Raw genomic sequence first — 15,666 nt, 5'->3', positions numbered from 1 at the left:
CTTAGCCTCATTAAAAATCGATGTATGCTATTAGCCATAGATGTTGGAAATACTCGTATCAAAACAGCTGTATTTGAAGACAATACTCTTTTAGAGGTTTTTGTTTTTGACAAAAAAGAAATGATTGAAAAACTTGAATTTATTTTAGAACAATATTCGAAAATTAAGTCAATTGTTGTTGCTTCTGTTGGAAATATCGACAAATCGGTCTTTTTGACTTTTGAAAAAACCACTTCAATTCATTTTATTTCTCATCAAAGTCAATTTCCCTTTGATAATTTATACAGTACTCCAAAAACACTTGGCATTGACCGATTGGTTTTAGCTACAGGCGCTACTTTGCAATTTCCCAATCAAAACCGATTGGTAATTGATGCCGGCACTTGTATTACTTATGATTTTGTCGATGAATACAATCAATATTTGGGAGGTGCTATTTCTCCCGGTATTCGTTTGCGTTATGAATCGTTACACCAATTCACGGCGAAGTTACCCTTATTAACAAAAGCCTATCCGGAATATGTAATCGGAAATTCGACAGAAGAATCTATACATTCAGGCATTGTCAATGGCGTGACTCTTGAAATTGATGGCTTTATCGAACAGTATAAAGCGCAATACGCTAAATTTATCATAATTTTAACGGGTGGCGATGCAGAATTTTTGGCTAAACGATTAAAAAATACCATATTTGCCAATTCAAATTTTCTGTTGGAAAGTTTGAACCAAACTTTTCAATACAATCAAAAATGATTAAAAAAATTGCAGTAAGCCTTTGTTTACTTTTTTCATTCTCTGCCTTAGCTCAAGAGGGAACTTCTTCCCCGTATTCTTTTTACGGAATTGGTGATATTAAATTTAAAGGAACCATTGACACTCGCTCTATGGGTGGTGTTTCTGTTTTTCCTGACAGCATTCACTTAAATCTACAAAATCCGGCCCAATTAGCGAGTCTAAAATTGACCGTTTTTGCTCTTGGCGGTACTTACGCAAACACGACATCTAAAACAGAAACCCAAGAAGCAAAAGCCCGTAGAACTGCTTTTGATTACCTAGCCATTGGAATTCCGGTTGGGAAATTAGGATTTGGATTTGGTTTGATTCCTTATTCTTCTGTTGGATACAAAATCCAAACTTTGTCGGATGACGCAACTCCAATCTATTCAAGATACAGTGGTATAGGTGGTGTAAATAAAGTATTTGTTGGCGCAGGTTATCAATTGACAAAAAAAATCAACATTGGTGCAGACATCCAATATAACTTTGGTACTATTGAAACAACCAATTTAAGATACCAAAGTGATATCCAATATGGCACCAGAGAAATTAACACTTCAGAAGTAAGCGGATTTAATGCAAACTTCGGAGCAACTTATCAAACAAAAATAAACAGTAAATTCTCCTTTTTCAGCAGTCTAACCTATACCCCCGAATCGGAATTAAGATTGGGTAATGGGCGCACCATTGACATCATACAATTTTCCGGCTCAGGAAGTATCAACGTTATTGAAAGAGAAGAAGTTGAAGGCATTGGCGACACTAAAATTAAATTACCTTCAAAATTAGCTCTTGGCTCAGGTTTTGGCCAAGTAAAAAAATGGCTGATTGGTGGAGAAGTAACCTTTTTGAACACCAGTGTCACGTCAAATCGATTTACAGATATTGAAGGTGCTTCATTCGAAAATGCTACTCGATATAGCTTAGGCGGTTATTTTATTCCTAACTTTAACTCTTATTCAAGTTATTTTAAAAGAATTACTTACCGTGGTGGGTTGCGATATGAAAATACAGGCTTGGTCATTCAAGGTAAATCCATTACTGATACTGCTGTAAATGTTGGTTTCGGCCTTCCGTTAGGTGGTAGTTTTTCCAAAATTAACATCGGATTGGAAATGGGTAAAAGAGGTACTACTTATTACAACTTGGTAGAAGAAAATTATTTTAATATCAGCGTTGGGTTATCATTAAGTGACAGGTGGTTTGTGAAGCGTAAAATTGACTAAAAATTTCATTATGAAAGCATTTTTTTCTCTAATTGCTATCTTGTTCATTACCAATAGCAATGCTCAAAAGTTTGACTGTTCATCAACAATTACAACTTACCAAGAACTTTTCCAGGCGAGGAATATTGCAGATGCCTATGACACTTGGAGTTTGGTGAGAAAAAATTGCCCAAAACAAAGCGAAATCGTTTATACTGACGGAATCCTTATTCTACAATACAAAATCGATAATGCTGCTAATGCTGAAGAGAAAGAATCTTTGGTACGCGACCTGATGAAATTGTATGACCAATACAACAAAAATTTTCCGTCAACGACAACCGATTTTGAAGTCTACAAAGCGATGGCTTTACACGACAATAAGATGGAAGCAACAGACGAGATTTTAAGTTTACTCGACAACGCTTTTTCAAGAGCCTCAGACAGCATTACCAATGCGAATGCCATTTATACTTATTTCAGTTTGTGCCATGAAAAATACAAAGCCGGAAATCAAAAGTTTAATGCCGAATTGGTTTTGGACAAATACACCTTGGTTAATGCCATGCTTTCCAATTTACAGAATACAAATCCGGATAAAGCCAATGAATACAGAACAGCCCAACGCGGCATCAATTCTTTGGCAAAAGATTTAACAACCTGCGATAATTTGGCCACTTACTATGAAAATAAATACCAATTGAATTCAGACAATAACGATTGGATTTTAGGTGCTTTAACAAATCTTGGTGACAAGTGTAGCGCAAAACCGATTTTCAACAAAATGGCTCAAATTTTTTATGCCACCAAAGCTACTTCTCAATCGGCTTACTTTATGGCCTTAAACTCCTTAAAGCAAAAGAATTTTGAAGAAGCCATAAAGTTTTATACCCAATCCGCAGATTTAGAAGCCAATCCACAGGCAAGAGCAAAAATATATTACACTTTAGCCACCGGATTATTATTTGGTGACAAAGCCAAGTCTAAAGAAAGTTTGAATAAAGCTTTACAATATGACCCAACTTTGGGAAGTGCTTATTTGTTTTTAGCAGAACTCTACGCTAATGTTGCTGACGAATGTGGAAAAACTGATTTTGAAAAAAAAGCCATTAAGTATTTAGCTTTACAAACCGCTAAAAAAGCTATTGTAGCCGAGCCGAAAATGAAAGCTGCCGCTGACAAAATTGTAGAAAGATTAGCTTCAAAATCTCCTTCTCAAGCCGAGATTAACAAAGAAAAAATGAATGGAAAATCGTTGACCATCGGATGTTGGATTAACGAAACCATCACTTTCCCTGCTAAATAATGAAACGCACTCTCCAAAATAGTATTCCGCTTTTAGCCCTATTGTTTTGCTTGATGGTTGCTTCATGTGAAAGTAATTTCAAAGACGTTCAAAAAATGAGTGTTTCCGAATTTACTCCAAGCGGTGATGCAGATTCCATCAATTTAAAATATACCGATTCAGGTCGGATTACGGCCAATTTAATCAGCCCGAAAATGCTCGATTATGCCACAGTGGAATTCCCTTATACCGAATTTCCTAAAGGCATGCATTTGACTTTGTTTGACAAAAACGGAAAACAAACCCTAATCGATGCCAATTATGCCGTTTCGCACAAGGCGACTAATATCATTGACCTGCAAGGCAATGTAAGAATCTCAAGCCAAAACGGAGATTTGCTGGAAACAGAACAATTGTATTACGACCAAAAAAACGAATGGTTTTTTACCGAAAAAAAGTTTAAATTTACTTCTCCAAAAGGCGTTTCTTATGGCGAAGGAATCGATTTTAGCAAAGACTTTAAAAAAGTAAACTCACAAAAAATATCTGGACAAGTCCAATCATCAGAATAACTATGAACTATTTAAGATTTACACAATACGCTTACTTACTAGCCGGATTACTATTTGCCGTTGACGCCTTTATCAGTTGGAAAGATGGAGAAAACTTTATCATCAGCGCACTATTTGCCGCTGTTTGTGTGTTTACGTTTTTCTTTAGAAGAAGGTTTGCCCGAAAATTTGCGGAGCGCAATAAAAAACCTTAATTCATGGAAATCGGAATCATCATCATATGTTTGATACTTTCCGCATTTTTTTCAGGGATGGAAATCGCTTTTGTTTCCTCCAATAAAATTTATCTTGAGATTGAAAAAAAACAAGATAATTTCATTTCCAAAATCCTTACCAAGCTAACAGAAAAACCTTCAAAATTCATTGCCAGCATGTTGGTAGGCAATAATGTTACCATGGTGATTTACGGATTCTTCATGGGCGATTTGCTAATGCGGTGGTTCAAAACTTTAGGTTATCAATTCTCCGATTTATCCAATTTGTTATTACAAACGCTTATTTCTACGCTGATTGTTTTAATGACTTCTGAGTTTTTGCCGAAAGTGTTTTTCCAAATTTACGCCAATAGTTTTCTGAAATTTTTCGCTTTGCCGGCTTATTTCTTCTACCGATTGTTTTACTATATTTCTTCTTTTATGATTTGGATTTCAGATTATATTCTGAAGAAATTTTTCAAAACTGAAGGTGACCAAATAACACTTTCTTTTAGCAAAATAGAATTGGGCAATTATATTTCGGAACAAATGAATTCCGTGCAAGACCACGAAACCGTAGATTCAGAAATACAAATTTTCCAAAATGCCTTAGAGTTTTCAGGTGTTAAAGCCCGAGATATTATGACACCGCGAACTGAATTAGTAGCCGTTAATTTGCACAGTTCTGTCGTCGATTTAAGAGAACTTTTTATAGAAACCGGTTATTCTAAGATCTTAGTTTACATTAATACTTTGGATGATATCGTTGGTTATGTCCATTCTTTTGAACTTTTTAAAAAACCCAGAACCATCAAATCGGTTATGATTCCGGTAGAATTTGTACCTGAAACTATTTTTATTAAAGATGTTCTTAATTTACTTACAAAAAAGCGAAAAAGCGTAGCCGTTGTTCTTGATGAATATGGTGGAACTTCTGGGATTATAACTACCGAAGACATCGTTGAAGAGCTCTTTGGCGAGATTGAAGACGAACACGATTCAGACGAAGCTTTAATCGAAGAACAACTTGACCAAGCTACTTATTTGTTTTCCACAAGGTTAGATGTAGAATATCTTAATGAAACTTATAAATTAAACATACCCGAAAGTGATTCTTATGGCACTTTGGGTGGATTTATAGTTGATTTTTCGAAAGAGATTCCACAAAAAGGAGATCAAATCACCATTGAAAACTTCCAATTTACCATCGAAGAAGCAACGAATAAGAAAATCGAATTGGTCAAAATGATAGTATTCGATTAGTTTCTGCAAAAAAATTAAAAAATAGTTGAAATTATAACTAAGTGAGTATTATTATTTCACAGATAATTGTATTTTCGCAAACTGAATTAAAAATTAACAAGATTAGAAATGGCAATTTTATCAAAAATTAGAAATCGCTCAGGCTTACTTTTAATACTTATTGGCTTTGCATTATTGGCTTTTGTCGTGCAAGATTTATTTAGCAACGGATTTAAAAGCATCTCAAAAGACGTGGGAAGCGTTAATGGAAAAGATATTGCTTATGAAGACTTTAGAGTAAAAGTAGCAAACGCTGAAAAAAACGGACAAAATGGTCAACAAGTGACTGCTTTGCAAGCTTCAAACCAAGTTTGGAATCAAGAAGTAAGCATTGCTTTACTTACAGCTGAGTTTGAAAAATTAGGTTTGCGCGTTGGCGAAAAACACATCGTTGAAGTATTCAAAGCAGATCCTAATATTGGACAAAACCCAGCGTTTTTAGATGCCACTGGTAAATTTGACGTAAAGAAATTCAAAGATTACTTCAAGTCTAATCCGGAAGGAATTCAAATCTTGAAAGAAAGAGAAAAAGATGCAGAATTAAATGCAAAATACCAAATTTACAATTCATTAGTAAAAGGTGGTTTATACACGACTGAAGCTGAAGGTAAATTTAAATATGAAGCAGAAATGAACAAAGTATCTTTTGACTTTGTTACTGTTCCTTTCTCAAGCATTAAAGACAGTGATGTTAAAATTACTGACGAAGAGATTTTGGCTTACATGAAAACTAAGGAGAAAAAATTCAAATCAGAGGAAACTCGCGAATTGGATTATGTTCTTATTCAAGAAAAACCATCTGCTGAAGATGAAGCAGAAGTTAAAAACAAAATTAATTCGTTATTGACTAGTCGTGTTGAATTCAAAGACGGCAAAAACGATACCATTCCAAGTTTCCAATCGGCTACTAATGTAGCGGATTATGTAAACCAAAATTCTGATATTCCTTTCGACTCAACTTATATTGCCAAACAAGATTTACCGGCTGAACACGCAGATAAATTATTTGCATTGGCTACAGGTGAAGTTTACGGACCATATATGTTTAGCAACTACTACTGTATTTCTAAAGCTTTAGGAAGAAAAGCAGGCGCTAAATCAAAAGCAAGTCATATCTTAATTAGTTGGGAAGGAACTCAAGTGCCAAACAAAAAAGAGAAAAGAACTAAAGAAGAAGCAAAAGCTAAAGCAGAAGGCTTATTGGCTCAAGCTTTGGCCAATCCATCTATGTTTATGATTTTGGCGATGTCTAATTCTGATGATTCATCAGCACAACAAGGTGGTGATTTAGGGTATTTTGCTCCAGGCGCCATGGTAAAACCGTTTAATGATTTCGTTTTCAATAATCCGGTTGGAAAAATTGGCTTAGTAGAAACAGAATTTGGTTACCACATTATCAGCGTTACCGATAAACAAGACGCAATCAGATTGGCTACTATTGCTGAAAAAATTGAGCCATCTGAATCTACAAATGACAAAATCTATACGCAAGCTACTAAATTTGAAATGGATGCTGCCAATAAAGATTTCGCTGCTTTAGCCAAAGAAGCTAAATTAACGGTTAACCCATCTGTAAGAGTAAAACCTATCGATGAGAACTTTGGCCAAATCAGCAACCAAAGACAAATCGTTAAATGGGCATTTGCCGGTGACACCAATATTGGTGATGTAAAACGTTTTGAAATTGCTAATGTTGGTCATGTAATTGCCAAATTGAAAAAAGTAACTGAAAAAGGATTAATGTCTGTTGAAGAAGCCAGACCACAAGTGGAAGGTCTTTTGAAAAACAAAAAGAAAGCTGAAATGATTAAAGCGAAAATGACCGGAAGTTCATTAGCCGCTATTGCAGCTTCAAACAAAGTAACGGTTATGAATGCCGTTGATTTAACGCTTGAAAACGCAGCAGTTCCGGGCGCCGGATTTGAACCAAAAGTGGTTGGAACCGCTTTCTCTTCAAAAGCAGGTCAGGTTTCAAAAACTATCGAGGGTAATTCAGGTGTTTATGTATTGGTAACTAAAACAGTTGCTAAAGCACCAGCGCTTCCAAAATATACAGACTATGTGAATAAATTAAAACCACAAGCTGTTGGCAACGCCGGAAGATTTATGCAAGCCTTGAAAAATGATGCAGACATCCAAGACAACAGAGCTGATTTCTATTAATCGAAAATAACAATTACAAAAAACCCTGAAGCTAAACTTCAGGGTTTTTTTATTATAATATCATTTCGTGATAAGGAATAACAATCTCAAAACCTCTTTCTTTAAAGTAATCGGTCGGATCTTCTTTGGAAATACTCAAGACAAAATCGCCGCCCCAAGCGCCTAGACTTTTGACAACGCCATTAAAGTCATGAAACAGTACTTCTTTTACAGTAGCCAATTCTAAAATGTTGCTCAATTCAATTTCGTGTTGTGCTAAAGCCAAAGCAAAAGTTTTGGGTTGATCAGCTTCAACTACAATTTTTGTTAAATCATTTATAACCGGAATCGTTTTTCTAATATCGACTTGATTGCTGTAATAAGATGCAATCGCATTTTTGCTATTCTGCTTTTTATTCAGATAAACAAAGAAGATTTTATCCGTAAAATCGGGATTGAAATCTACAATTTCCACAATCGGTTTGTCGTTGACAATTTGGTACAAAATTCCGGAGTTATTTTGAGCGCAAGCAATATCGTAACCACTACCGCCAAAACTCCTTTTCAGCAGCTCAAAGGCATCAATTTGCAACCATTGAGCAATATTATTGATTAATGTAGAAGATGTCCCTAAACCCCATAATTTGGGAAAAGTTAATTCGGTCGTAATATTGTATCCTTTTGAAGTTGTTATAAAATCAGAATTCATCAAATAAGCTTCGTGCAAAATTTCGATTAAAGTGTTTTTAACGCTTTTGTCATCATCATTACGCTCTTTTCTAACGATCGAGGCAAATGGAATATTGTCTTCAAACCAAATGCTTTTATCACTGTCGTAACTCGTCCATTGGATGATGTTGTCTTCCGCTTCTTCTATGATTAGATTTTGACCGTATTTGGTAGGCAACGCAAAAGCCTTGGCACCATCAAGCACCACATATTCCCCTGTGATGAGTAATTTTCCGTTGCTATAAAATTTTTTTATCAAGAGACTATTTTCTTAGATTTTGAATCAATTCCACTACAGCAGAATGCGTCACGGTATTGTTTTCGAAATGCTTTGCGATTGCTTTTCGTTCATCTGTAGTCGCTTCGAATTGGTTCAAAATATTATTCAAATGCATTTTCATGTGACCTTCCTGAATTCCGGTAGTTGTTAATGAGCGCAGTGCCGCAAAGTTTTGTGCCAATCCCGTAACGGCTACAACCTGCATCAATTCTTGCGCAGAAGGTTTGCCCAAGATTTCCAAAGCCATTTTAACCAATGGATGTAAAGAAGTTAATCCGCCAACCGTTCCTAAAGCCAAAGGGATTTCCATCCAAAAAGTGAAAATACCGTTTTCGATTTTGGCATGTGACAAACTCGAATATTGTCCATTTCTGGAAGCATAAGCATGAACACCGGCTTCGACTGCTCTGAAATCATTTCCGGTGGCCAAAACCACTGCATCAACACCATTCATGATGCCTTTGTTGTGCGTCACGGCACGGAAAGGTTCGATTTCGGCGATGCGAACGGCTTGCACAAATTTCTCGGCAAACTCTTGTGGGTTTTCGATTTTCTTTTCGGCTAAATCATCTACTTTACAGGAAACTTCGGCACGAACAATACAATTAGGAACAAAGTTGGACAAAATGCTCATCACGACAGTAATGCTTTTTTCGGCTTCATCAAACTCGGAATAATTTTGAGCTTCTTCTTTTAAAGTTTTGGCCAATTGTTCTAAACACGAATTGATAAAATTCGCGCCCATGCTGTCTTTGGTTTCAAACGTTGCATGGAGTTGATAATAATGCTTTAATTCGGAAGTTTTATCTCTGAGTTCCAATCCTAAAATACCGCCGCCACGCTTTTGCATGTTTTTGGTAATGCTTTCGGTGGAATCGATTAAAGTTGCTTTAACTGAATTGAAAAATGATTGCAGTTTAGCGGAATCGCCTTTGAACAAAAAGTGAACTTGTCCAATCTTTTCTGTATTCAAAACGGTCGCTTTAAATCCGCCACGCGTGCTCCAAAACTTAGCTGATTTGGCTGCGGCAGCTACAACCGAACTTTCTTCAATCACCATGGGTACCGAATAATATTTCCCATTGATAAGGAAATTAGGCGCTATGCCCATCGGCAAATAGAAATTGGTAATCGTATTTTCTATAAACTCATCATGCAATTGTTGGAGTTTGTCATCATTGTTCCAATATTGTTTGATGGTTCTAATCGCTTCGGTTGGATTAGTGAAATATTCATTCGCAATCCAATTGATTTTTTCTTCTTTGGACAATTTGGAAAAACCGGCAACTGCATTATTCATATACGATGATAAAAGTTAAGTGGCTACAAAGATAAGTGATAGCGATTGAATTTGTTATCCAAAAACCAGTGGAAATTATTAGGGTTTTGGTTCCGAAGATATGGGTTTAGGCACATCGCCTTCGTATTCAGTTTCTTGTAAGTCTTCGGTTTGTTTGCCTAATTTGACTTTCGGATTGTCTTGCGTTCCGGTGACTTTAATCGGAATGCCCAGAATACCGAATGGCGGTAAACCCAAACGCATTTTGATATTCAGATTGCCGTCAAAACTGGTTTGCCCTTCAATTCTTGGGCGGAAACCGGCGACTTTGAATTTGAAACGTTCGATATTGATAATGTTGTTCTTAATAGTCGTTTTGATATCAACTTGCGATACATCCGGATTTTTGATGGCGTCTTTGCCTGTTTTTTTACTGACAGCGCCAAACATTTTAAATCCTTTCATTTTGACTTTCTTCACCGATAAAGTTCCGGCTCCGGTTAAAGACGGATAAATTGGTTGCATATTGGCATCGAGAATTCCGGCCACTTTGTAATCTAACGAAACAATTCCTTCGGCACTTTCAGCGGCGGAAGCCATTTCCTTGAACATTTTCACTTCGTTGTAAGCGCGTTTGATATCGAATTCTTTGGCCAAAATTTTAAAATCAAAGAAAGCTTTTTCAGCCGATTGACTTCCGTAAACCAAATCCATTTTGACATTGGAACCAATCAAATCAAAACCGGATTGTTTGAGTTCCAATTGACCTTTGTTGATTTTCATGTTGCCTTTCAGATGGTCAATCGCCAAACCATCAAAATTGATTTTGTTCGCTGTAGCGTTAAATTGCAAGTCGAAATTAGCCGGAATGACTATAACTCCGGCTGGCGTTGCACTGGTTTCCGTATTTTCGACAGTATCCCTAACCGTAGTTGTTTGCGCCATGAATTCATCAACATTGATGTAGTTCGCATGCAATTGAAAGTTGCCTTTTAAAATGGCTTTATCAGTCAGTACAAAATCAATTACGTTTTGCAAATAACCATTCATTTTAAAATCGGACTGACCATAAGCCGCTATGAAATCATTGAAATTCATTTTGTCTTGGTTAAACACAAACGTTCCTTCTTTGATCACAAACGGTTTTGGTAAATATCCTGAAGTGGTTTTGATATTTTTCAGCATTAAAGTGCCGCTATTTTGCAACTTATTGTATCGGCCGTTCATAGCATCTTCTTGCGAACCTTTGAAAGCGACATCGGCATTGACATAACCTTCAACATCGAGTCCTTTTTGGGAGAAAACTTTGTAGATTTTGCCTAAATCTAATTCACCTTTGGCTTTGATATCGTAGATGATATTTGCAAAATTCTGCAATTTAGCATTGACAAAAATTGGTTTGCCTTCAAACTCAAAAGACGCCGGCATGATGTTGATACTCAAATCTTCGAGCGACCCTTTTTTGTCTAAAATTGTGGCGACTAAATTGATATTTTTAATTGGATTTGGGTAATAATCCGTTTTTACATAACCATTCTTGAAATTGATTTTACCATCGGTTACGGGAATCTTGTTGTTCTTTTTGTCGTAAACACCATTGGATTTGATGTCCATATTTAAGACACCGCGCAAATCCATATTTTCCAATCCGAAGGCTTTGTCCATTTGGGCCAAATCGATTTTGGAATAGATTCTCGCACTGACATTTGGCGTCGATAAACCTTCTGTTTTGATTATCGCTTTGACATAATCTTTATCGACATTGAAAAAGATCGAATCGATATTCACTCTCAATTTTTCGGTGTCCAATGAAGGTAATTTGGTATCGAAATTCAAGAAGATATTCGATACCGGAAACGGCGCATCTTTGTATTCAATTAAACCGTCACGGATTTTCATATTGAAAGCCACATCGGGTTTTTGATTTTTGGAAGCAATGTATTTTCCTTTTAGCGTAAAAGACAAATCGGCTCTTCCTTTGACTTTGGTTTTATCGAGCCAAGTAACATAAGCCGGTGGCAATGCGGTAAAGAAATCATTCAACTTACTGTCTTCTGATTTGATATTGAAATCCATATCGTAGCCATTACTCAAGAAGTCAAACTTACCGTTGAATTCTACCGGAAGTTTGTTGATTTTTAAGTTGTTTTGTTGGAAGACAAACGCCAAGGAATTGGTGTTGATTTTGGTAATCAAATCGGCTTTTACCTTTTTATTTTTTAAATATTGTTCACCGTCGTAAGTAAAGTCGAAATCTTCAATTTCGGCTTCGGTATAAATATCAAAAATAGCTTTGTCTAAATCACCGTTTCCAATGTAATTAAACCCATTGGCATCGATTAAAATTTTAGTCGATTGGTCATCATAAACCAAATGACTGTCTTCGATGGCGATTTTATCTAAGCGAAGTGAAGTGTTGCTGGTGGTGTCTTTTGGCTTTGTTTCGGGTTCGGCTATATAAACGTTATAATTGGCTTCCCCTTTGGCATTGACCTTTACATTGATTAGCGCATTGGACACATAAATCTTATCAATCGTAACACTTTTGTCAAAAATAAGAGAACCAATATCGATTCCGAATGATACTTCATTGGCAGAAATCAGCGTTTCTTTTTGGTATGGTGCAGAGCCTTTTAAAGAAAAATCAGTTAATGTTAAAGTCAATGACGGAAAATGATTGAAGAACGAGAGATTGGCTTCTTTAAAATCGAGTTCGCCGTTAAGTTTTTTATTGGCAAAGGCTTTTACCTCTTCGGCAATTTTTCCGGGAAAAAGAATAGGTATCAAAAACATCAATAAGATTATCGAACCCAAAGTGATTCCTGTAATCTTTAAAATCCTGACTATGATTGGTTTTGATGGCTTTTTCATGGGTCAAAAATACAAAGGGTAAAAGAGACAAAAAAATTTATGATGAAAATTTTTATAAAAAACAAAAGCCACGCTTTAAAAACGTGGCTTCTGCAAAATAATTATATAACTAATCTAACCTTATTGTTTGATGACTTTCATGGTTTTTGAATTGTTATTTAGGTCGATTGCTTTCACTAAATAAACCCCATTATTTAAGTCATTGATATCGAATTGGTAATCTTCAGATGAAATGTTTTCAAATGATTTAACCAATTGACCTGTGATTGAGTATACTTCTACTTTAGAAACTTCTCCTTTGATACTGAAACTTCCTGAAGTTGGATTTGGATATAAACTAACACTATTGACAGGACTGAATTCATCTGTACTTAAAGTTGATTGCTTATTTCCGTAAACTCTGAATTCTCCAGGAGGAATTGATATGTTCATGTTAGTATCGGTAACAGTAATAGTTGAATTATCCATTAAGTTATACCAAGTTCCGGCAAAAGGAAATCCAGCTCCGGTATTTAAAGTATTATCTGAAAAATTTGTTCTGACAAAAACATAACTTAAAGTAGGAGTTTGTGAAGTACTAGTCCAAATATCAAGTCTTGGACTACCGGTAGCACTTAGATTCCAGGCATATTGTCCATCTTCAAAAACAGTTTCAGTTTTTTTCAATTCAATCATTTTGGCCCAACTGTTGTAAATATTTAATCGAGCTGCATCGCCAAGCCAATTGTCAACCCATTGAGGTTGTGGCTTTGTATCCAATTTACAATCTGGTGCTGAGTACGAAACAACTCCGTTATTACAGGTCCACAAGGAAGCTGTATTTCCTAAATCTCCAAAATGCCATATCATTTTTGGTCCTGGAACCAAAAGATGAACTGCTCCCATCGCTGGAAATCTTTGCAAAATTTTAGGTAAATTTCCTTGGGTTTGTCCAGCTTCGTTAAAAGCCTTATAACCTACTCTTTCTTCGTCATGACTTTCGGCGTAGCCAATAAATCTATTGGTTGTAGCATCTGCTACTCCTGAAAGGTCAGCATAATTTCCTTTTAATAAATTAGCATAAGGATCAGTCATTTTTCTCCACTGCATGATTCCTTTGGTATCCCCTGAACGTAGGTAGTTTGCCCATTCCAATTCTTCTGAAGCCGAACCACCATTACCTAAATGTTCAAAAATTACTAAAAAATTAGGATCATAAGCCCATTGAATATCGGCATACTGTTTCAATTTTGCGACTCTGTCTGTAAGATAGCTATTGGTACATCCCTCATCTCCACTTGTACAACTATTGGTAAACCCTTTGGTTAAATCCCAACGGAAACCATCAATTTTATAATCTTGAATCCAAGTTCTGATGGTTTCAGTAACATAAGGAGTGATTACATCTCCACCTGGACCAGTTGTTCTAAAATGGTTGATATCGCCTCCGACATTATAAGAATGTTTCGCTTCTTGGTGAAGATAAGGATTTTCAGTTGTAGTTCTGAAACCTGTACCATTTGCCCAGCCATCATTGTCAGTATCTAACATCCACATTCTTTCTAAAGGGGAACGACCAAAGACGTGGTTTAAAGCAATATCGAGTATTACCGCTATTCCGTTTTGATGACATAAATCGATCAATTCCTTTAGTTTAGCAGGCGATCCATATCTTTTGTCTAAAGCCATGTGGTAAACTGTATTGTAACCCCAACTCATATTACCTTCAAACTCCATTACCGGCATAAGTTGGATGGCATTGATTTTTAAATTTTTGAAATAGTCAATTCTATTTATCAAATCCTGGTATGTTCTGTTGGCGTCAAAATCGCGAACCAAAACTTCATAAATAACTAAATCTTTCTTTTTAGGTTTAACAAAATTTGTTGTTGCTGCACTCCAAGTATAGTTCCACCATGCTGTTGGCCCAGTCTGTAGAACAGACACTTCTCGTTGTTGTCCCGGAGCGATGTCGTTATAAATCGGTAATCCAGGATAAACTCCTAAAGTTACAATTTCTGGATCATCAAAAGGAGATAAAACTAATTTTGAATAAGGATCCGCTGTCTTAACTATTGCTGGTGACCCAATTGGCACATTAACTACGTCACATACCCAATATTGATAAGCATACATTTGACCGGGTGTTAATCCTGTTAGTTCCAACCAATATTTAGTAGATCCCGATGCGGTATCTTTTTTCATTGCATATGTTGCATTGGGTTGCCAACTATTAAAACTACCAGCCACATAAACAAAACTTTTTGTTGGAGCATTTAACACCAAAGTTGCTTTAGTAGGATCTGATGGATTATAATTAATCCCATCAACCAGCCCAGCGGGCATTGCTAATGAATTTGTGCCTGGATTTATGACAACTGCAAATCTTGCTGAAAAGGTTGTTGTTCCTTGTGTAATTCTTAATTCGTAGTTTTTATTTACAGTAACATTGGTATCCGTATAAGAATAGGAAGCTGTAGTAGTTGTATTGATAGACACTCCATTTGCTAAAAGATTATAGGTAGCACTACCATTAGTATTGTTTGCTGTTACAGTTACATTTGACCCGTTTGTTATGATATTACTGCTGTTTAAAAGTGGTGCAGTTAAAGTATATTGAAAAGCTCCAACAGGAATAAAGGCATCAGAAGTTTGCATTGAAGCATCGGCACTTCTAAATATAATACAAATTTGTGTTATTGAGTTTGTAGTTCCTACACCGAAATAAGTGTATAAATCAGGTGAAATAGTAAGACTATAAGTATTACTCGTTACTTGAGTCATTGTAGGTTGCAGATTATTTCCCCAAGTGGCGCTTCCTTTAATATTTTGCCATTGTACTCCATTCACTGTTACACCAACATAAGCATAAATTGTTCCTGTATAAGATGCCAATGGTGTTCCGGTTTTATTAAATGTAATGGTAGCTGTTTGATCCGCAAGAACCGTAGTGGGAGATGTTGTTATCTGTCCGAAAGACAAATAAGTAAACATCATCAAAATTACTAATATTAAATAGTTCTTTTTCATAGCTTGAAGATATAAAATGGA

At 36.0% G+C, this 15,666-nt stretch carries 11 protein-coding genes; 7 read left to right on the top strand and 4 right to left on the bottom strand.

Annotated features, from left to right (window positions below; all coding sequences use genetic code 11):
- Window positions 1–24 precede the first annotated feature (24 nt).
- The 7 genes from C8C84_RS05685 to C8C84_RS05655 all read left to right on the top strand — a co-directional run bounded on the left by C8C84_RS05685 (window position 25) and on the right by C8C84_RS05655 (window position 7,498).
- Entirely contained in the window at window positions 25–753 is a 729-nt protein-coding gene (locus C8C84_RS05685) for a type III pantothenate kinase (protein ID WP_121312617.1), read from the top strand.
- A complete protein-coding gene (locus C8C84_RS05680; RefSeq protein ID WP_121312616.1) occupies window positions 750–2,003 on the top strand; it encodes a hypothetical protein in 1,254 nt (417 codons plus the stop codon). Before C8C84_RS05685 ends, C8C84_RS05680 begins: the two co-directional genes overlap by 4 nt.
- 10 nt (window positions 2,004–2,013) lie before the next feature.
- Window positions 2,014–3,288, top strand: coding sequence for a lipopolysaccharide assembly protein LapB (locus C8C84_RS05675; protein ID WP_121312615.1), 1,275 nt, complete (start codon window positions 2,014–2,016; stop codon window positions 3,286–3,288).
- Window positions 3,288–3,839: an LPS export ABC transporter periplasmic protein LptC gene (gene lptC / locus C8C84_RS05670; protein ID WP_121312614.1), complete on the top strand. Its 552-nt coding sequence runs from the start codon at window positions 3,288–3,290 to the stop codon at window positions 3,837–3,839. Before C8C84_RS05675 ends, lptC begins: the two co-directional genes overlap by 1 nt.
- 2 nt (window positions 3,840–3,841) lie before the next feature.
- Window positions 3,842–4,033: a hypothetical protein gene (locus tag C8C84_RS05665; protein WP_121312613.1), complete on the top strand. Its 192-nt coding sequence runs from the start codon at window positions 3,842–3,844 to the stop codon at window positions 4,031–4,033.
- Between the two features lie 3 nt (window positions 4,034–4,036).
- On the top strand, window positions 4,037–5,296 hold the full coding sequence (locus C8C84_RS05660) for a hemolysin family protein (RefSeq protein ID WP_121312612.1): 1,260 nt from the start codon (window positions 4,037–4,039) through the stop codon (window positions 5,294–5,296).
- 108 nt (window positions 5,297–5,404) lie between these two features.
- Window positions 5,405–7,498, top strand: coding sequence for a peptidylprolyl isomerase (locus C8C84_RS05655; RefSeq protein ID WP_121312611.1), 2,094 nt, complete (start codon window positions 5,405–5,407; stop codon window positions 7,496–7,498).
- Window positions 7,499–7,550: 52 nt separating this feature from the next.
- Here the strand turns inward: C8C84_RS05655 and C8C84_RS05650 are convergent, their stop codons facing one another.
- From C8C84_RS05650 to C8C84_RS05635, 4 genes are all read right to left on the bottom strand, one after another.
- Window positions 7,551–8,465, bottom strand: a complete 915-nt coding sequence (locus C8C84_RS05650) for a GYDIA family GHMP kinase (protein ID WP_121312610.1) — start codon at window positions 8,463–8,465, stop codon at window positions 7,551–7,553.
- Window positions 8,466–8,469: 4 nt separating this feature from the next.
- Window positions 8,470–9,786, bottom strand: a complete 1,317-nt coding sequence (locus tag C8C84_RS05645) for a hydroxymethylglutaryl-CoA reductase, degradative (protein WP_121312609.1) — start codon at window positions 9,784–9,786, stop codon at window positions 8,470–8,472.
- A gap of 78 nt (window positions 9,787–9,864) precedes the next feature.
- Entirely contained in the window at window positions 9,865–12,636 is a 2,772-nt protein-coding gene (locus C8C84_RS05640; protein WP_121312608.1) for an AsmA family protein, read from the bottom strand.
- Between the two features lie 120 nt (window positions 12,637–12,756).
- Window positions 12,757–15,645: an alpha-amylase family glycosyl hydrolase gene (locus C8C84_RS05635; protein ID WP_121312607.1), complete on the bottom strand. Its 2,889-nt coding sequence runs from the start codon at window positions 15,643–15,645 to the stop codon at window positions 12,757–12,759.
- Window positions 15,646–15,666: the final 21 nt, after the last annotated feature.

Origin of the sequence: Flavobacterium sp. 102, assembly GCF_003634615.1 — a bacterium.
Classification (GTDB): Bacteria; Bacteroidota; Bacteroidia; order Flavobacteriales; family Flavobacteriaceae; genus Flavobacterium.
Note: the sequence above shows the minus strand (reverse complement) of the source record. Positions and strands in the feature narration are given on the sequence as shown.

Bases quoted from the DNA above. Each gene is read 5' to 3' on its own strand.
- C8C84_RS05685 (WP_121312617.1), top strand. From the start codon at position 25: ATGCTATTAGCCATAGATGTTGGAAATACTCGTATCAAAACAGCTGTA.
- C8C84_RS05680 (WP_121312616.1), top strand. From the start codon at position 750: ATGATTAAAAAAATTGCAGTAAGCCTTTGTTTACTTTTTTCATTCTCT.
- C8C84_RS05675 (WP_121312615.1), top strand. From the start codon at position 2,014: ATGAAAGCATTTTTTTCTCTAATTGCTATCTTGTTCATTACCAATAGC.
- lptC (WP_121312614.1), top strand. From the start codon at position 3,288: ATGAAACGCACTCTCCAAAATAGTATTCCGCTTTTAGCCCTATTGTTT.
- C8C84_RS05665 (WP_121312613.1), top strand. From the start codon at position 3,842: ATGAACTATTTAAGATTTACACAATACGCTTACTTACTAGCCGGATTA.
- C8C84_RS05660 (WP_121312612.1), top strand. From the start codon at position 4,037: ATGGAAATCGGAATCATCATCATATGTTTGATACTTTCCGCATTTTTT.
- C8C84_RS05655 (WP_121312611.1), top strand. From the start codon at position 5,405: ATGGCAATTTTATCAAAAATTAGAAATCGCTCAGGCTTACTTTTAATA.
- C8C84_RS05645 (WP_121312609.1), bottom strand. From the start codon at position 9,786: ATGAATAATGCAGTTGCCGGTTTTTCCAAATTGTCCAAAGAAGAAAAA.
- C8C84_RS05640 (WP_121312608.1), bottom strand. From the start codon at position 12,636: ATGAAAAAGCCATCAAAACCAATCATAGTCAGGATTTTAAAGATTACA.
- C8C84_RS05635 (WP_121312607.1), bottom strand. From the start codon at position 15,645: ATGAAAAAGAACTATTTAATATTAGTAATTTTGATGATGTTTACTTAT.